Annotated in this window: 17 protein-coding genes, 1 tRNA gene and 1 other annotated feature; of the genes, 3 read left to right on the top strand and 15 right to left on the bottom strand. The window is 43.7% G+C overall.

What is annotated here, in order from left to right:
* Positions 1 to 17 precede the first annotated feature (17 nt).
* Positions 18 to 536, bottom strand: coding sequence for an acetolactate synthase small subunit (gene ilvN / locus NST16_RS04030; RefSeq protein WP_010335192.1), 519 nt, complete (start codon positions 534 to 536; stop codon positions 18 to 20).
* A complete protein-coding gene (gene ilvB / locus NST16_RS04025; protein ID WP_340884124.1) occupies positions 533 to 2257 on the bottom strand; it encodes an acetolactate synthase large subunit in 1725 nt (574 codons plus the stop codon). The genes ilvN and ilvB overlap by 4 nt, the downstream gene beginning before the upstream one ends.
* A gap of 121 nt (positions 2258 to 2378) precedes the next feature.
* Positions 2379 to 2628: a binding site (T-box leader), on the bottom strand.
* A 447-nt stretch (positions 2629 to 3075) separates the two neighbouring features.
* Between ilvB and cotQ the strand changes: the two genes are divergently transcribed.
* Positions 3076 to 3402 (top strand): inner spore coat protein CotQ, encoded by a 327-nt coding sequence (cotQ, locus tag NST16_RS04020; protein ID WP_326190983.1) that lies wholly within the window; start codon positions 3076 to 3078, stop codon positions 3400 to 3402.
* A gap of 170 nt (positions 3403 to 3572) precedes the next feature.
* Positions 3573 to 4028, top strand: coding sequence for a GNAT family N-acetyltransferase (locus NST16_RS04015; protein WP_268505195.1), 456 nt, complete (start codon positions 3573 to 3575; stop codon positions 4026 to 4028).
* A gap of 191 nt (positions 4029 to 4219) precedes the next feature.
* Here NST16_RS04015 and NST16_RS04010 read toward each other — a convergent pair whose 3' ends face one another.
* On the bottom strand, positions 4220 to 5476 hold the full coding sequence (locus NST16_RS04010) for a Kelch repeat-containing protein (protein WP_340884119.1): 1257 nt from the start codon (positions 5474 to 5476) through the stop codon (positions 4220 to 4222).
* Between the two features lie 217 nt (positions 5477 to 5693).
* Here NST16_RS04010 and NST16_RS04005 point away from each other — a divergent pair, with 217 nt between their 5' ends.
* Positions 5694 to 6524 (top strand): YsnF/AvaK domain-containing protein, encoded by an 831-nt coding sequence (locus NST16_RS04005; RefSeq protein WP_340884117.1) that lies wholly within the window; start codon positions 5694 to 5696, stop codon positions 6522 to 6524.
* Between the two features lie 53 nt (positions 6525 to 6577).
* On the opposite strand, the gene NST16_RS04000 is transcribed toward NST16_RS04005, so the two are convergent.
* The 12 genes from NST16_RS04000 to sdhC all read right to left on the bottom strand — a co-directional run bounded on the left by NST16_RS04000 (position 6578) and on the right by sdhC (position 15495).
* Positions 6578 to 6651 (bottom strand) — tRNA-Arg (locus tag NST16_RS04000).
* A gap of 130 nt (positions 6652 to 6781) precedes the next feature.
* Positions 6782 to 7291, bottom strand: a complete 510-nt coding sequence (locus NST16_RS03995; RefSeq protein ID WP_340884116.1) for a YfcE family phosphodiesterase — start codon at positions 7289 to 7291, stop codon at positions 6782 to 6784.
* 14 nt (positions 7292 to 7305) lie between these two features.
* Positions 7306 to 7902: an XTP/dITP diphosphatase gene (locus NST16_RS03990; RefSeq protein ID WP_168748466.1), complete on the bottom strand. Its 597-nt coding sequence runs from the start codon at positions 7900 to 7902 to the stop codon at positions 7306 to 7308.
* Between the two features lie 12 nt (positions 7903 to 7914).
* A complete protein-coding gene (rph, locus tag NST16_RS03985) occupies positions 7915 to 8652 on the bottom strand; it encodes a ribonuclease PH (RefSeq protein WP_010335199.1) in 738 nt (245 codons plus the stop codon).
* 110 nt (positions 8653 to 8762) lie between these two features.
* Positions 8763 to 9863, bottom strand: a complete 1101-nt coding sequence (gerM, locus tag NST16_RS03980) for a spore germination protein GerM (protein ID WP_029441379.1) — start codon at positions 9861 to 9863, stop codon at positions 8763 to 8765.
* Positions 9864 to 9979: 116 nt separating this feature from the next.
* Positions 9980 to 10798: a glutamate racemase gene (gene racE / locus NST16_RS03975; RefSeq protein WP_268505200.1), complete on the bottom strand. Its 819-nt coding sequence runs from the start codon at positions 10796 to 10798 to the stop codon at positions 9980 to 9982.
* Positions 10799 to 10805: 7 nt separating this feature from the next.
* On the bottom strand, positions 10806 to 11246 hold the full coding sequence (locus tag NST16_RS03970; protein WP_010335201.1) for a MarR family winged helix-turn-helix transcriptional regulator: 441 nt from the start codon (positions 11244 to 11246) through the stop codon (positions 10806 to 10808).
* A gap of 238 nt (positions 11247 to 11484) precedes the next feature.
* Positions 11485 to 11709: a spore germination transcription factor GerE gene (gerE, locus tag NST16_RS03965; RefSeq protein ID WP_003184172.1), complete on the bottom strand. Its 225-nt coding sequence runs from the start codon at positions 11707 to 11709 to the stop codon at positions 11485 to 11487.
* A 115-nt stretch (positions 11710 to 11824) separates the two neighbouring features.
* Positions 11825 to 12268 (bottom strand): acyl-CoA thioesterase, encoded by a 444-nt coding sequence (locus tag NST16_RS03960; RefSeq protein ID WP_340884106.1) that lies wholly within the window; start codon positions 12266 to 12268, stop codon positions 11825 to 11827.
* Positions 12269 to 12326: 58 nt separating this feature from the next.
* Positions 12327 to 13088, bottom strand: coding sequence for a succinate dehydrogenase iron-sulfur subunit (sdhB, locus tag NST16_RS03955; RefSeq protein ID WP_010335203.1), 762 nt, complete (start codon positions 13086 to 13088; stop codon positions 12327 to 12329).
* A 2-nt stretch (positions 13089 to 13090) separates the two neighbouring features.
* Complete coding sequence (gene sdhA, locus NST16_RS03950; RefSeq protein WP_010335204.1) at positions 13091 to 14851, bottom strand: succinate dehydrogenase flavoprotein subunit; 1761 nt, start codon at positions 14849 to 14851, stop codon at positions 13091 to 13093.
* Positions 14852 to 14886: 35 nt separating this feature from the next.
* On the bottom strand, positions 14887 to 15495 hold the full coding sequence (gene sdhC, locus NST16_RS03945; RefSeq protein WP_029441380.1) for a succinate dehydrogenase cytochrome B558: 609 nt from the start codon (positions 15493 to 15495) through the stop codon (positions 14887 to 14889).
* Positions 15496 to 15739 lie beyond the last annotated feature (244 nt).

Below are 15739 nucleotides of genomic sequence, written 5' to 3'. Positions count from 1 at the left end.
CTCTCCCTTGTTATGTTTTATACAATAGATATTGTTTTATTGGATGACGCCTTTTGCTGAGTGCCCCTCGCAAAAGCCGTTGTACCTGTTCTCGCAATTTCTTTAATTCCATAAGGCTTTAGTAATTCAATCAGCGCTTCAATTTTGTTTGATTCGCCAGTCACCTGTACAACGATGCTGTCTCTGCTGACGTCAACGACAGAAGCTCTGAACGGCTCTATCATTCCGTTAATCTCTGTCCTCGTTGACGGTGCGGAAACGACCTTGATTAAGGCCAGCTCCCTTTGGACAATTGATTGATTTGTGATGTCAGTGACTTTCAGCACATCAATTTGTTTGTTAAGCTGTTTTGTCAGCTGTTCAACATCATTTTCTCCTTCAACGTGAACGACAAAGGTGATTCTGGAAACGCCTGTTGTTTCTGTGTGTCCAACTGTAATGCTTTCAATGTTGTAGTGTCTTTTTGTAAATAGACCGGTGATCCGGTTTAACACGCCGGAGCGGTTCACCACAGTCAATGTGATAATTCTTTTCAAGGTTTCACCCCCACCATTTCATGCAGCCCTTTCCCCGGAGCCACCATCGGGAATACTTTTTCTTCACTGGCAACCCGAACGTCAATGACAACCGGTTCTTTCGATGTTAATGCCTCTTCCAGCTTTTCCTTCGCTTCTGCATCAGAGGAGATTCTGATGCCTTTAATGCCGTATGCTTCTGACAATTTGACAAAGTCAGGCTGTGAAGCGAATTTAGATTCTGAATAACGCTCTTCATAGAAAATTTCCTGCCACTGTCTTACCATTCCGAGACAAGCATTATTCAAGATCACAACTTTAACCGGCAGATTCAATTCGCGAATAACATCAAGTTCCTGAAGCGTCATTTGAAAACCGCCATCTCCAAGCACCGCCACCACGGTTGCATCTTTATCGGCCAGCTGTGCGCCAATCGCTGCCGGAAGGCCGAAACCCATCGTTCCAAGACCGCCTGATGTCACCCATTTATCTGCCTTTTTGAACGGATAAAATTGTGCTGACCACATTTGATGCTGGCCGACATCCGTTGCGACAATGGCTTCGCCCTTTGTAAATTGATGAATGTACTCAATCAGTTTCTGAGGCTTAAAGCCTTCTTCTTCATTGTCTACATACCAGAGCGGATACTCTTCCTTCCACTCGGCAAGCTGTTTTTTCCATTCGCTTGAATCGCCTTGTTTGCCGTTTTGTTTGATCAGCTCTTGCAGGACAACTTTGCTGTCGCCGACAACCGGAATCTGTGTTTTCATGATTTTTCCGATTTCAGCCGGATCAATATCAATGTGGGCAATCTTTGCGTTTCTCGCAAAATGCTTCAGGTTTCCGGTGACGCGGTCATCAAAACGGGCGCCGATACTGATTAATAGATCACAGTCATGAAGGGCCATGTTCGCTGTATAAGTGCCGTGCATACCCGCCATTCCTAAGAAAAGCGGATGGTCTGCCGGGAATCCCCCGAGCCCTAAAAGCGTGTGTACGACCGGAATTTGCTGCTGCTCGGCATAATTTTTTAATTCTTCTGACGCTTTTCCGTGCAATACGCCCGCGCCCGCTAGGATAACCGGTTTCTTTGCGCTGCTTACGGCTTCCACAAGCTTGCGGATCTGCAAATAATTCGGCTCCGTTGTCGGCTGATATCCCGGGAGATTCATCTCGTGATCATAGCTGAATTCCCCTTCAATTGTTGCAACATCTTTCGGAATATCGATTAGTACAGGTCCCGGTCTTCCCGTTTTTGCAATATGGAATGCTTCTTTAATGATGCGCGGCAGGTCTTCCGGCTGGCGGACCTGATAGCTGTGTTTTGTAACCGGCATTGTAATTCCTAAGATGTCCGCTTCCTGAAAAGCGTCGGTGCCGATAACGGAGGTTGCCACCTGTCCTGTAAAGACGACTAAAGGCAGTGAATCAATCATAGCATCCGCAAGTCCAGTAACAAGGTTTGTCGCTCCCGGACCTGATGTCGCAATAACGACCCCTGGTTTTCCAGAAACTCTCGCGTATCCTTCCGCTGCATGAATAGCGCCTTGCTCGTGTCGGGGTAGGATATGTACCATTCCCGAATTGTACAGCTTATCGTAGATCGGAAGTACAGCTCCACCCGGATAGCCGAATATCATTTCTACTTTTTCTTTCTTTAATGATTCAATCAGCATTAACGCTCCGCTCATCGTCTGTGTACATTTGGCAGATGCTGAATCCACCTGTACATTAGTCCCCATTTTTAGTTCCTCCTTTTGGATTTTCATCCTCTAAAGATCATCAATTATTAGCTTTATAGCTGATTATTCAATAAAAAAAGCCCTTCCGCCCACAATCAGCCGCGCAGTGAATGCGATAGCCAAAAGGGGCGAAAAGGCTCTTCTTTCCGCGGTACCACCCTTGTTTACGGCCTTTGATACGGCCGTCTCATGGATATTCCTATCCGTTTTAATAACGAGTAAACATCATCGTTCACCCGGCCAAGTCCTACTGTGATTTCAGACTGGCACTCTGAGGCGAGTTCACCTTGTAAAGCTTCGCCGGTTCTCAGCTAATCCGGTTCTCTGTGGAAAGCTTTTTCAAGGCTACTTATCCTCATCTGCGCTTTTCATATTGAGTCTCTTGAACATCTATTCTGCCGTCCAAGAAGATCGTTTTTTTTCATTTTTTTAGTATCCTACTGCAATCATTTGCGCTTGTGAAACTTGCGTTTATCTTTTGTTGAACTCATATTACGCCGCTTTGGACGCAGTGTCAACAGCCTTTTTTAAAATTATTAGACAATTTAGATTAATCAAACTATACTGTATACGCTTTCATTATTGGTATATAAGGCATTTCAAAAGATAAAAGTTTTTGTAATTTTTTTATTAATCTATCAAGTTTACACTCAAATTTTTCAATTTCATATAAATATGTCACATAATATGACGTGTTATTGTTTCAATGAGACGTCTATATGAAAGATCTTCTCGCAAAAAACAATTTCAGTTCGGATAGGCTCTTTCATTATTTTTCGTCATACACTGGTGGTATCTTGCAAAGAAAAGGTGATACGATGAATAAATCATTTGCAGACATCCAAGGATTTCCCGGGGGTTTTCCAAGCTTTCCCCAGCCATTTTATCCGGCAGCCCCTGGCTTTTATCAGCAAGGCCACCAGCCATTTGGAGGCTTTGGATACGGACAGCCGTTCAGTCAGACATACAGCCCGCTAAGCACCCCATCTGCTATGTACTCTTCATTTCCATATGCTTCAGGATTTTACGGGCAGCAATTTTCAGGTGCCGGCTATAGCGGCCATGGCGGCGGTTTTAGTATCCCGGCGACGCACGCCGGAGGGTTCAGCGGAGCATCTGGTGTACACGGAGGATTTCGATATTAAATATCATCAGGTGCCGAACATCTATGTTCGGCACTTATTAATTTATTCATCTTTACATAAAGCTAATAGAATGTTCGGTTTCCTATCTTACTATTTGGAAGCAAAAAGGATATATTTTAAGATAAAGGATAAGTATGTTCAGAGTGACGGTTTTTGAGGAGGAATTCATTTTGCATATTAAAGTAGATGATTTGACCGGACATCAAGTGATCGAATTAGTAAGTGAGCATTTACATAGCATGACTCTCATGTCTCCGGCTGAAAGTATTCATGCCCTGGACATAGAAAGGCTGAAAAAACCTGAGATTACATTTTGGAGCGCATGGGACGACAATGAATTGGCCGGCTGCGGAGCACTAAAAGAACTGGACCGCCGGCATGGAGAAATTAAGTCGATGCGAACCTCTTCTTCCCATTTAAGAAAGGGCGTCGCCAGCAAGGTTCTTCAGCACATTATAGAAGAAGCCAAGCGGCGCGGCTATCAGCGCTTGAGTTTGGAAACGGGGTCGATGGCTTCTTTCGAGCCGGCAAGAAAACTTTATGAAAGCTTCGGTTTCCGGTATTGCCAGCCGTTTGCAGACTATACGGAAGATCCGAACAGCGTGTTTATGACAAAGGAATTGTGAAATATAAAGGATAGATAAGTGCGGGACTATGTTTCTGTCTTATCTGTCTTTTTTTGTGGTTACAATTCATCTTCTGCTATCTAGGCAGCATTCTACATTAGCAATCTGCTACGTTTTTTCCTTCTAGACAACTTTCTCGATTGCTTATCACACAAAAAAAACATCCAGCATTGTACTGGATGATTGAATTATTATTTATATTTATTCACTTCGTACATCAAAATATTTTTAAACACAACATAATCCTTTTTACTTTCAAAAGGCCCTTTGTTGTTGTCATGCTCATCAATTTCATAAAATCCCGGTCCCTCTCCAGCATCACGCTGCTTATACCATTTGAGGAAACCGTTCACTTCTTTCATGGACAGCTGATATTCTTTTTGCAAACCGTTTACCATTGTAATAACAAGGAGGGCGTCTCCGTCTTCTGCTGAATTATCCTCAGAAGGTGTTGTTGATTCTTTATCCTTATCTCCCGGAGTTTCCTCTGAATCGGATGGTATATTTAAATCTTTTAACGAAATAGATATAACCGATTTAATTTTAGAATTTGCATATCCACCAAAACTGGAATTTTCTTCTCTTCCACCAATTACGTAAAGTGTATCATCAATAATGACAGAAGAATGCACCATTCTGTATAAAGCTTTCGGATTTGTCACGGCTGTAACTGATTGACTTTTAGGATCGTACACCTTAATTCGGTTTACACCTCCAGTCATCAGAATTTTTCCTTTGTAAGCAAGAGCAGAATAATACCCTGCTGTGAATCCGGTACCATTTTTTACCCACGTATCTTTTTCTGGATCATAAACATAAACGATTTGGGGAGTATAATGCGTTCCGCCAAGTAAATATAGTTTATTATCAATTACTGCTGTAGAAGCTCCAGTTACCTCATAATTTTTCAATATCTGTTTTTTCTCCCATTTCTTCGTTTCGAGATCATAACTGTAAGTGGTTCCATCAAACCTATTTTCGAAGCCTACCACGTAAATTTTCTTTCCTATAACTTCAGCGTATATTTGATAGGCTGGAACCTTTCTTTCAAAAGGAAGATCATCTAATTTTTCCCACGTGTCTTTTTTTGGATCATATACTTCTATTGTGTTGACAGCTCCATCGTTTGACATTCCGCCCAAGACATAAATTTTCCCATCTACAGTAACTGATGCAGCTCCCCCCCTCGCTGTGGGCATGTCGGCTTTTCTTGTCCATTCATTTGTTTTAGGATCATAGACAAACGTTTGATTTCCATAAGTACCTGATTTTACTGTTCCGCCACCTATCACATATATCTTTCCATCTACTACACCGCTGCTTGCGCCGACACGCGGCTCAGGCAAATCTGCTCTTTCTTTCCATTCAACTGTTTCCGCGCTAACTGTTTGGAGCGATTGAAACAGCGTAATCACGAATAAGAAACAAACAACGAACCATTTTTTCAAAAGAAAACACTCCTTTATTTAATTGTTTCACATAACAAATATCGGCAAGACTATGATTTTTTTCATATCTTTTCCTGTATATTCATTTTTCAGGAAATTCTAATACGAGTTTTCTCTAAAAAACTCGGATGTTTTCAATCTTGTTTATTTTAAAGAGCAGCGGGAATTACAAACGACATGAACGATATAATGCAAAATCATAAAGGAGGAGATTAATATGACAAAAAGTGTAGTTGGTGTATACGAAACTCCGCAAGAGACCATTGCAGTGATTGAAGGCTTACTAACGAAGGGGTATGATTCTGACGATATTTCTGTTGTCACAAATCGCCGGGATACCGATTATCTCGAATCTCGTACAGGGACAGAAGTAAATCAAGCCCTTGAAGCAAATGATAGTGATTCTGAATCCTTTTTCGATAAACTGAAAGATTATTTCACAATGGATGATACAGGCGCACACAGCAAAGTATTATCAGACCTGGATATCTCAAATGACGAAATAGACAAGTACCAAGAGGACCTGGATGACGGAAAGCTTCTCGTAGCCGTTGATACAGACGCAGACTTAGATACGCCTATTGATAACGGCAATGCCCTTTCAGGCGGCTTTGCAAATGCAAATGAGACAGTGGATTATACAACAAAAGAAGAAAAGACCCTGCCGCTTCGAGAAGAACAGCTGAAAGTGGATAAAGAAGATATCCAAACCGGTGAAGTGGAAATCGGAAAAGAAGTCAAAACAGAACAAAGAGATATAGACGTTCCGGTAAGACATGATGAAATTTACGTTGAACGCCGTCCGGTGGATGAAAACACGGCAGACGCTTCTCCCGTAAATGACTCAGAAACGGTCAGAGTTCCTATCGTTGAGGAAAAGCTTGAAGTGACCAAAAAACCCGTTGTTACGGATGAAGTGGTTATCGGGAAACGGACTGTCGAAGAAAATGAGCATATTTCTGAAACTGTAAAAAAAGAAGAACCTCGTCTGAATAAAGAAGGAAATGTCCGCGACCTGGATGATGATGATACGTTAAATAACAAATAAGCATCATAACAAAAACCTCAAATCCTTAAAGGATTTGAGGTTTTTTCTTGGTACGTCCCAGGAGAGATTCGAACTCCCGACCGACGGCTTAGAAGGCCGTTGCTCTATCCAGCTGAGCTACTGGGACACGTTTTGTTTTTTCGTTTTCGCTTTAACTATCAGCGACAAGATTTATTATATATGGGTTGCAATGATAAGTCAACGGTTTTTTAGAATTTTTTTCATGAGGAAGAAAATTTTCTTCCTCATGTGATATTTCATAGGGTTACACGGTGTTGCAAATCAATGATTTCATCGCCTGCTTGGTTATAAAAACGCACTGTTGCTGTATCATTTTCTAAAGACAGTATAGCATAGCTTTCTGTGCTGCGCACCCTTGGAAGGCGGATGCTGCCTGGATTAATCATCAGTTTTCCGCGCAGCATTTCGCTTCCTGCGATGTGTGAATGCCCGAAGCAAATGATTTCCGCTCCAAGCTCCTCTGCACGATAGTATACGTTTAGCAAGGTCTGTTTAATACCATGAAGGTGTCCATGCGTAACCAATATTTTTTTGGAACCGGCCGTCAGCAGGAGCTCGTCCTTAAAATCGCCGATAAAATCACAATTGCCTTTTACAACGGAATAAGGCTCTAACGACGGATGGCCGGTTTCAAGCTCAGAGTCTCCGCAATGAATCATGAGATCAACATCCGCTTCATGACGTTTCGCGATGGTTTGGAGTTCTTCTTCAAGTCCATGGCTGTCACTGATAATCAGCACGTTCATATATACGCTCCCCCTTATGCCTCCAAGAGCTTCGACAGCTTTTTAAGTGCGTCAGCCCTGTGGCTGATTTTATTTTTTTCATCACTTGTCAGCTCTGCCATTGTCTTATCTTTATCTTTGACGATAAAGATGGGGTCATAGCCAAAGCCGTATTCTCCTTTCGGCTCCTCGGCAATATACCCTTCAACATGCCCCTCAACAGTTTTTGTTTCCTCTCCCGGAATACTCACGGCAAGCGCGCAGCGAAAACGGGCCGTACGCTGCTCTTTTTCGATGCCTTTCAGCTCGCTCAGCACTTTATCGATATTCGCCTGGTCATCTTTCTGTTCCCCTGCATAGCGTGCTGAATAGACGCCGGGGCGGCCTCCTAAATTATCAACGGACAAACCCGAGTCGTCTGCAATGACCATTTTGTTCACTGCTTTTGCTACCGCTTCCGCTTTTAGAATCGCATTTTCTTCAAACGTATGGCCTGTTTCTTCTATCTCTTCTGTAAATCCGATTTCAGCTAATGATTTTACCTCGTACCCTCTCGGCTCAAGGATTTCTTTAAATTCCTTCACTTTTCCCGGATTGTGAGTCGCAATAATTGCTTCTTTCATGATGATCAAGCCTTTCTGTCATTATTTCAGTTCTGGAAGAGAATCGCCCAGTACTTCTTTTTGCTTGTCAATCAGTTCCTGAATGCCTTTTTCTGCAAGACTGAGAAGGCCATTCAGATCCTCACGTGAAAAGGTTGCCTCTTCCCCTGTTCCCTGAAGCTCCACAAAGCGGCCGCTGCCTGTCATGATGACATTCATATCAACTTCAGCAGCAGAATCTTCTTCATAATTTAAATCTAACAAAATTCCCTGCTCTTTATCAATTCCGACAGAAATCGCTGCCAGGAAATCAGTGAGCGGGTTTGTTTTAATCGTTCCCGCTTTGAGCAGCTTGCCAATTGCGATCGCCATGGCAAGATATGCTCCGGTAATGGAAGCCGTTCTTGTTCCTCCGTCCGCTTGAATGACATCACAGTCAATCCAAATCGTACGTTCACCCAGTTTCTCTAAATCAACGACTGCCCGAAGCGCGCGGCCGATCAAACGCTGAATTTCCATCGTTCTGCCGGAAATTTTCCCTTTGGAAGATTCTCTGATCGTTCTTTGATTTGTAGCCCGCGGCAGCATGCTGTACTCAGCTGTAATCCACCCTTTGCCTCCGCCCCGCAAAAACGGTGGTACCCGGTCCTCTACAGATGCGTTGCAGATTACTTTTGTATTTCCCGCTGTTATTAGAACAGACCCTTCCGGATGGCTGATAAAGTCCAAATCAAATGTAATTGGACGCAGCTCATCATGTTGTCTTCCGTCATGTCTCATGTTTTACCTCCGATTGTATGTACATAAACCATTTTTGTCCCGGAATTGAATAAAGAAAGAGGCAGCCGGAACGCTAACCTCTTTCTTTCTAGTATATCAAAAATCCCAATTTAAAAACTACCCGTATTCACTTGAGACGGTCTGGATACCGCTTCTGAAAGTTTTTCGCCTTTTTCGTTCACGAGTTCGGCTTTCCCGTTCACTTTAACGGATACGCTTTTTACATCCGGCTGCTCTGTTAAAGTCAGCACAATGCTGTTAAGCACTTCTGAAGAAATCATTTTCGTCTTTTCATCGGCGCTTCCAAAAATGGATTGATTAAAATCTAGCGTTACACGTCCATCTTTGATTTTCGGCTTACTGACCAGCTTCACATCTTCGCTGAAATCCGTCAACAGGCCGCTCGCCTTGCTCGGGCCCTCAGCCAGTTCATTAATAGCCGCTGTAATGTCGTCTGTTTTGGAATTGTCAATTCGTTTTGTTACCGGCACGTAATATTCACTGTCATCGTTTTCCGCTAAATAATAGACTGTCAGCGGATGTGTAGCTGTGAGATCATTGACGCCGGCAGTTTCCAAATTAATCCCGTCCTTACGGCTTAAATCGTCTGAGATCGGCGTGCCGCCTACAGGCATCTCCTTCAGTTCATGGCCGTTGATTCTCAGCTTCACTTTATCAATTGAACTGAATTGAGTCAGCGTCCACGTCACCGATTGGACGATTTTCTGTTCATCTTCCTTCTTATAGTTTTTAAATTCTTTCGAGAAGTCCGCTATAGCAGTGCCATCTTTTTTGATGTCTACGTTAACAGTTGTGTCAGCCGGCAAAACGGCTCTGAAGCCATTCGGCAGAATCTCTGACACAGGCCCGCCCTGCACAAGGTATTCAAGCGCCTGCTTAGCCGTTCCTTCACTTTTCGGAAGAGGCATCGTTTGCGCAACGACATAACCGTTTTTATCAATGAGATAAAGCTCCCTCATCACTGTAGAAGAGTCCTGATTCGCTTTTTCGGTATCACTTTTTTCATTTTTTGTTTTTTCGGCTGCTGTTGTATTTGAATCGGTCCCCGCTTCATCATTTACGTATGTAACGTCTTGAGGCGGATCGATTTCCTCGGCTGTCTTATCGGATTGAAATAAACCGCACCCGGATAAAAGCAAGGCAGAGGTGAGACAAGTGGCACCAATGACTGCAGGTCCTTTTTTCAGCATACTTTTCCCTCCTAAGGCTGTTTGTACTACTATGTATACGAGCCTCAGCGGGAAATAGACCGATGAATTCCATTAAAAACACAAAAAACCCGCAACACGCCGTTGCGGGGGCAAAACTATCTTCTAATTGGTTCTCGCAAAGAGATGCATTCTACGTGACCTACTTCATGGCCAAACCAGTCATCTGCTATTTTCGCAAACTGATCCCGTTCTCCTGTAGTCAGGAATTGATGATTCGGGGTAAACGAAGATTGATTCAGCAGTCCTTTATACGATAGAATCGTACTTACTTCCCGGGCTGTTTCATCGCCTGACGAAATAATATTCACATGCTCTCCCATATATCTTTGAATCGCGTCTTTTAAAATAGGGTAATGGGTGCAGCCTAAAATCAGCGAGTCAATCGATGTATCTTTTAACGGAGATAGTGATGTTTTGACAATCTCGTCTGCTGTTTTGTCCAGAAACTTTCCGCTTTCCACAAACGGCACAAGCAGCGGACAGGCAAGATTTTCAACCTTCAGTTCGGCATTTAATGCCAGAAGGGCTTCTTCATAAGCATTGCTCTTAATGGTATTTTCTGTGCCGATCACACCGATATGCTGATTTCCCGTCACTTTTATCGCTGCCCGCGCACCAGGCTGGATCACCCCGACCACCGGAATATCGACGTCGCGCTGGATGTCTTCCAGTGCAATTGCTGTCGCGGTGTTGCAGGCGATCACCAGCATCTTAATGTGGTGGTTTTTCAACAAATAATTTGTCAGCTCCCACGTGTATTGAAGCACTTCTTCTTTAGGACGCGGCCCGTATGGACACCGTTTCGTATCCCCTACGTAGATTATATTTTCTTTTGGTAGCTGTCTCATGATTTCCTTTGCAACGGTTAACCCGCCAACCCCGGAATCAATGACTCCTATTGGTTGTTCCAACAAAATCGCCTCATTTTCTCTTCATTTCTTGCTGCAGTTTCATCAATGATTTTTCGAAGATGGCTATTTCTTCATCTGTAAACGTTTCGAACATATCACGCAGGTATTCCTGCCTTTTTGTAATGACTTCTTGGATAATGCGTTCTCCTTCTGGCAGAAGGTGTATCCTGACGACACGTCTGTCCGCCGGGTCCTTTACCCGCTCGACAAGCTCATTTTTTTGCATGCGGTCGATTAAGTCCGTTGTCGTGCTGCATGCCAGATACATTTTCCCCGATAGTTCGCCGATTGTCATGTCTCCTAACTCATAAAGCCATTGCAGACCGACAAATTGCGGCGGCGTAATTGCGTATTGGTTTAGGATTTCTCTTCCTTTTTGTTTAATGATCGCGGCAATGTGGCGGAGCGACTTTTCAATGTCCGCAACATGCTCCAAAGGTTTTGATGTCATTTGTCCATCCCTCACTCAAGGATCTCTTACGCACAAAAGCGTTCCGTGTCTATTTTCCTTCTTTTCTATAGAAAATGCAAGACTCGCGGGACGAGAAATAGAGGGACATTAGGCAAATGAAAGCAAATTGAAATCTTGTTTTATATCGTATCATCCTGGTTTAAAATAGGAATTCGGAACTTTTCAGACAAACAGCAATAACCGGCTCCCTCCTGAAAAGAAGGAATACCGGCAAGGATTAAAGCTCTAGCTCACCCATTCTAAGAAGCTCAACAACGGCTTGCGAACGCCCTTTCACACCCAATTTCTGCATGGCATTTGAAATATGGTTTCGAACGGTTTTCTCACTGATAAATAGCTCGCTTGCAATCTCCTTTGTTGTCTTATCTTGAACGAGCAATTCGAACACTTCTCTTTCTCTTTTCGTTAGCAGCGGCTTCGATTGAAATTCTTTCTCCTTCAAGTATTGTAACCCTCCTTGCTAAGGTGAGAGCGAATCTGAAACGAATGGGTTTTGATATAGTCAAGATATCATATGTCAGGAGGGCTCAGGAGGTGACGTTTACAGAAGAATTAGTTTATGGTGTATGGAGAAGCTTTTCTTTCTCCTCATCCGTCCAGCTGACAGCCTTTCCGCTTTCCTTTGACACTTGAACCATGACAACAGCTCCGGTGAAGCAGGGCTCCCCTACGCTATTTTCTCCGAGGTAATGCAGGGTGAGGGATGAACTGCCGACAGCGCTTGTTTTCACATAAATACGCAAGTCTTCATAAGGCATGACTTGGCGCAGATAATCACATTGCTGACTGGCGACGACGGTCATGGTTTGCTTATTTTGTTTCATGATATTCAAATGTTTAAAATAAGATATCCTCGCTTCTTCAAAATAGATGAAAGGGATTACATTATTCATATGTCCAAACATATCTGTCTCAGAAAATCGTACAGAAACTTCATTAAAAAAAGAAAAGGATTCTTTCCATTTTTGAAACGGCATGTCAATGTAAGCAGGAAGCTTCATTTTACTCATCTCCTTATTGTTAAAAAAACCTCTCCCATGCGGAAGAGGTTTTTTCTTCTTATACTCTGTCGCTTCCGAAGAAATTGCGGAATGCTTGTAAGTTTGTATCCCTGTTTAAGGCAGCGATAGAAGTGGTCAGCGGAATGCCTTTCGGGCAGGATTGAACGCAGTTTTGCGAGTTGCCGCAATCTGCAAGGCCCCCTTCTTCCATCAGTGCTTCCAGCCGGTCAGATTTGTTCATGGCACCTGTCGGATGGGCGTTAAACAAACGAACCTGAGACATCGGAGCAGGCCCCATGAATTTCGATTTGCTGTTTACATTCGGGCAGGCTTCCAGGCAGACACCGCACGTCATGCATTTTGATAATTCATATGCCCACTGGCGGCGTTTTTCCGGCATTCTCGGTCCCGGTCCTAAATCGTACGTGCCGTCGATCGGTATCCACGCTTTTACTTTTTTCAGCGAATTAAACATTCTGCTGCGGTCAACCTGCAAATCACGCACGACCGGGAATGTTTTCATCGGTTTTAAGCGGATCGGCTGTTCAAGCTGGTCAACAAGCGCCGTACACGACTGGCGGGGCTTTCCGTTTATGACCATTGAACATGCGCCGCATACTTCTTCAAGACAGTTCATATCCCAAGTAACAGGAGTCGTCTTTTCACCTTTTACATTAACCGGATTCCGGCGGATTTCCATTAGAGCGGAAATAACATTCAGATTCGGGCGGTATGGAATCTCAAATTCTTCATCGTAAGGCGTGCTGTCGGGTGTATCTTGACGTGTGATAATAAATCGTATGGTCTTTTTCTCACTCATGATTATTTCGCCACCTTCTTCTTCGAGTAATCCCGTTTCCGAGGCGTTATCAGTGATACATCGACATCCTGATACTCAAACTCCGGCGCTTCATACGGGCTTACATGTTTAGCCATTGTTGTTTTGAGCCATTCATCGTCATTACGCTCAGGGAAATCCGGTTTATAATGGGCGCCCCTGCTTTCATTACGGTTGTAAGCACCCAGTGTAATCACCCTGGCAAGCTGAAGCATGTTTGAAAGCTGGCGTGTAAACATAGCTCCCTGGTTGCTCCATTTTGTCGTGTCATTGATGTTAATCTTTTTATACCGCTCCATTAGCTCCTGAATTTTGTCATCTGTTTTCAACAGCTTGTCGTTATGGCGGACAACCGTCACATTCGCCGTCATCCATTCCCCGAGCTCTCTATGGAGGACGTACGCATTTTCGTTTCCATCCATATTCATAATCTCAGCCCATTTATCTTCTTCTTTTTTCACATGGGCATCGAATATCGATGAAGACATATCCTCTGCGGAAGATTCTAAGCCGTTTACATATTTAACAGCATTCGGCCCGGCTACCATTCCTCCGTAAATCGCGGAGAGCAGGGAGTTTGCTCCCAAGCGGTTGCCGCCGTGCATGGAGTAATCACATTCTCCAGCGGCAAACAGTCCCGGAATATTTGTCATTTGATCGTAATCAACCCATAAGCCGCCCATTGAATAATGAACCGCAGGGAAGATTTTCATCGGAAGTTTGCGCGGATCGTCTCCCATAAACTTCTCATAAATTTCAATGATGCCGCCGAGCTTAATGTCAAGCTCTTTTGGATCTTTATGAGACAAATCGAGATATACCATGTTCTCGCCGTTGATGCCGAGTTTCTGATTCACACACACATCAAATATTTCGCGTGTCGCAATATCACGCGGCACCAAGTTTCCATATGCAGGATATTTCTCCTCAAGGAAATACCACGGTTTACCGTCTTTGTATGTCCATACACGTCCGCCTTCACCGCGTGCAGATTCACTCATCAGCCTTAATTTATCATCCCCCGGTATGGCTGTCGGGTGGATCTGAATGAATTCTCCATTTGCATAATACGCTCCCTGCTGATAAACGATCGATGCAGCAGACCCTGTATTAATCATGGAGTTTGTGGATTTACCGAAAATGATTCCCGGTCCGCCCGTCGCCATAATCACAGCGTCTGAACGGAAGGATTCAATTTGCATGTTTGTCAGGTTTTGCGCGACAATTCCGCGGCATGTTCTGTCATCATCTAATACAGCGCCAAGGAATTCCCAGCCTTCGTATTTTGTGACCAGACCTGCAACCTCGTATCTGCGCACTTGCTCGTCCAGAGCATAAAGCAGCTGCTGGCCAGTCGTCGCCCCTGCATAAGCTGTTCTGTGATGCTGTGTACCCCCAAATCGGCGGAAATCAAGCAGCCCCTCAGGCGTCCGGTTAAACATGACGCCCATCCGGTCTAATAAGTGGATGATTGACGGCGCCGCTTCACACATCGCCTTAACCGGCGGCTGATTGGCAAGAAAGTCTCCCCCGTATACAGTATCGTCAAAATGTTCCCACGGAGAGTCACCTTCCCCTTTTGTATTGACCGCTCCGTTGATGCCGCCTTGGGCACAAACCGAATGAGAACGTTTCACAGGAACGATGGAAAACAGCTTAACCGCCATTCCAGATTCCGCTGCTTTAATTGTCGCCATGAGGCCGGCAAGACCCCCGCCGACTACGATAATGCTTGATTGACTCATGATAGCCCCTCTCCCTCTAGTAATCTAGTACTCTCTTATACAAATGCAAAAATCGCTTTTAAGCCTACGTAAGACAGTGCAACAAAAATAATCAGCGTAACGTATGTCGAAATTCTTTGAGAACGAGGCGTTACCGTGATGCCCCATGTAACAGCGAAAGACCATAAACCGTTCGAGAAGTGGAAAATGGTGGATAAAACACCTACAATGTAAAAGCCCAGCATAGCCGGTGAGCTCAAGATATTCGCCATCATGTCAAAATTAACCTCAGCGCCCATCTGTGCAGCAATGCGTGTTTCCCACACATGCCAGCTCACAAAAATGAGGGTGATGATACCCGTTACACGCTGCAGGACAAAGAGCCAGTTTCGCATATAGCTATATTGGCCTGCGTTATTTTTCGCAGTAAACGCTATGTACACACCATAAACTGCATGATAAATTAAAGGTAAGAAGATAATAAAGATTTCCAGAGCATACCTGAAAGGCAGACTATCCATAAAATGAGCAGCATTATTGAATGCTTCCGCGCCCCTTGCGGCAAACTGGTTGACGACCAAATGCTGAATCAAAAAGATGCCGACCGGTATGACGCCAAGCAAGGAATGCATTCTTCGAAAATAAAACTCTCTGTTCCCAGACATTACTTTACCCCCTGTTTGATAAGTGCGAAATGTGCTAAATCTCTTCCCCCACTTCTTTCAATTGTAAGCACTTTATTAAGATTTATTGACAATTTCATTTTACTCCTACCACAAAAGGGCGTCAAGAAAACGCGTACATAAATTCTAATTTTCCGAATTGATTAGTTGATTCAAAAATTTTATTTTATCAATATATAATTCTTTCTTAATTTTTCATGAGAATTACAGGATCATTCTGTAATCC

Origin of the sequence: Bacillus sp. FSL K6-1005 (assembly GCF_038000225.1) — a bacterium.
GTDB classification, from domain to species: domain Bacteria; phylum Bacillota; class Bacilli; order Bacillales; family Bacillaceae; genus Bacillus; species Bacillus mojavensis.
The sequence above is the reverse complement of the archived record's forward strand: the minus strand, read 5'-3'. Positions and strand labels throughout refer to the sequence as shown.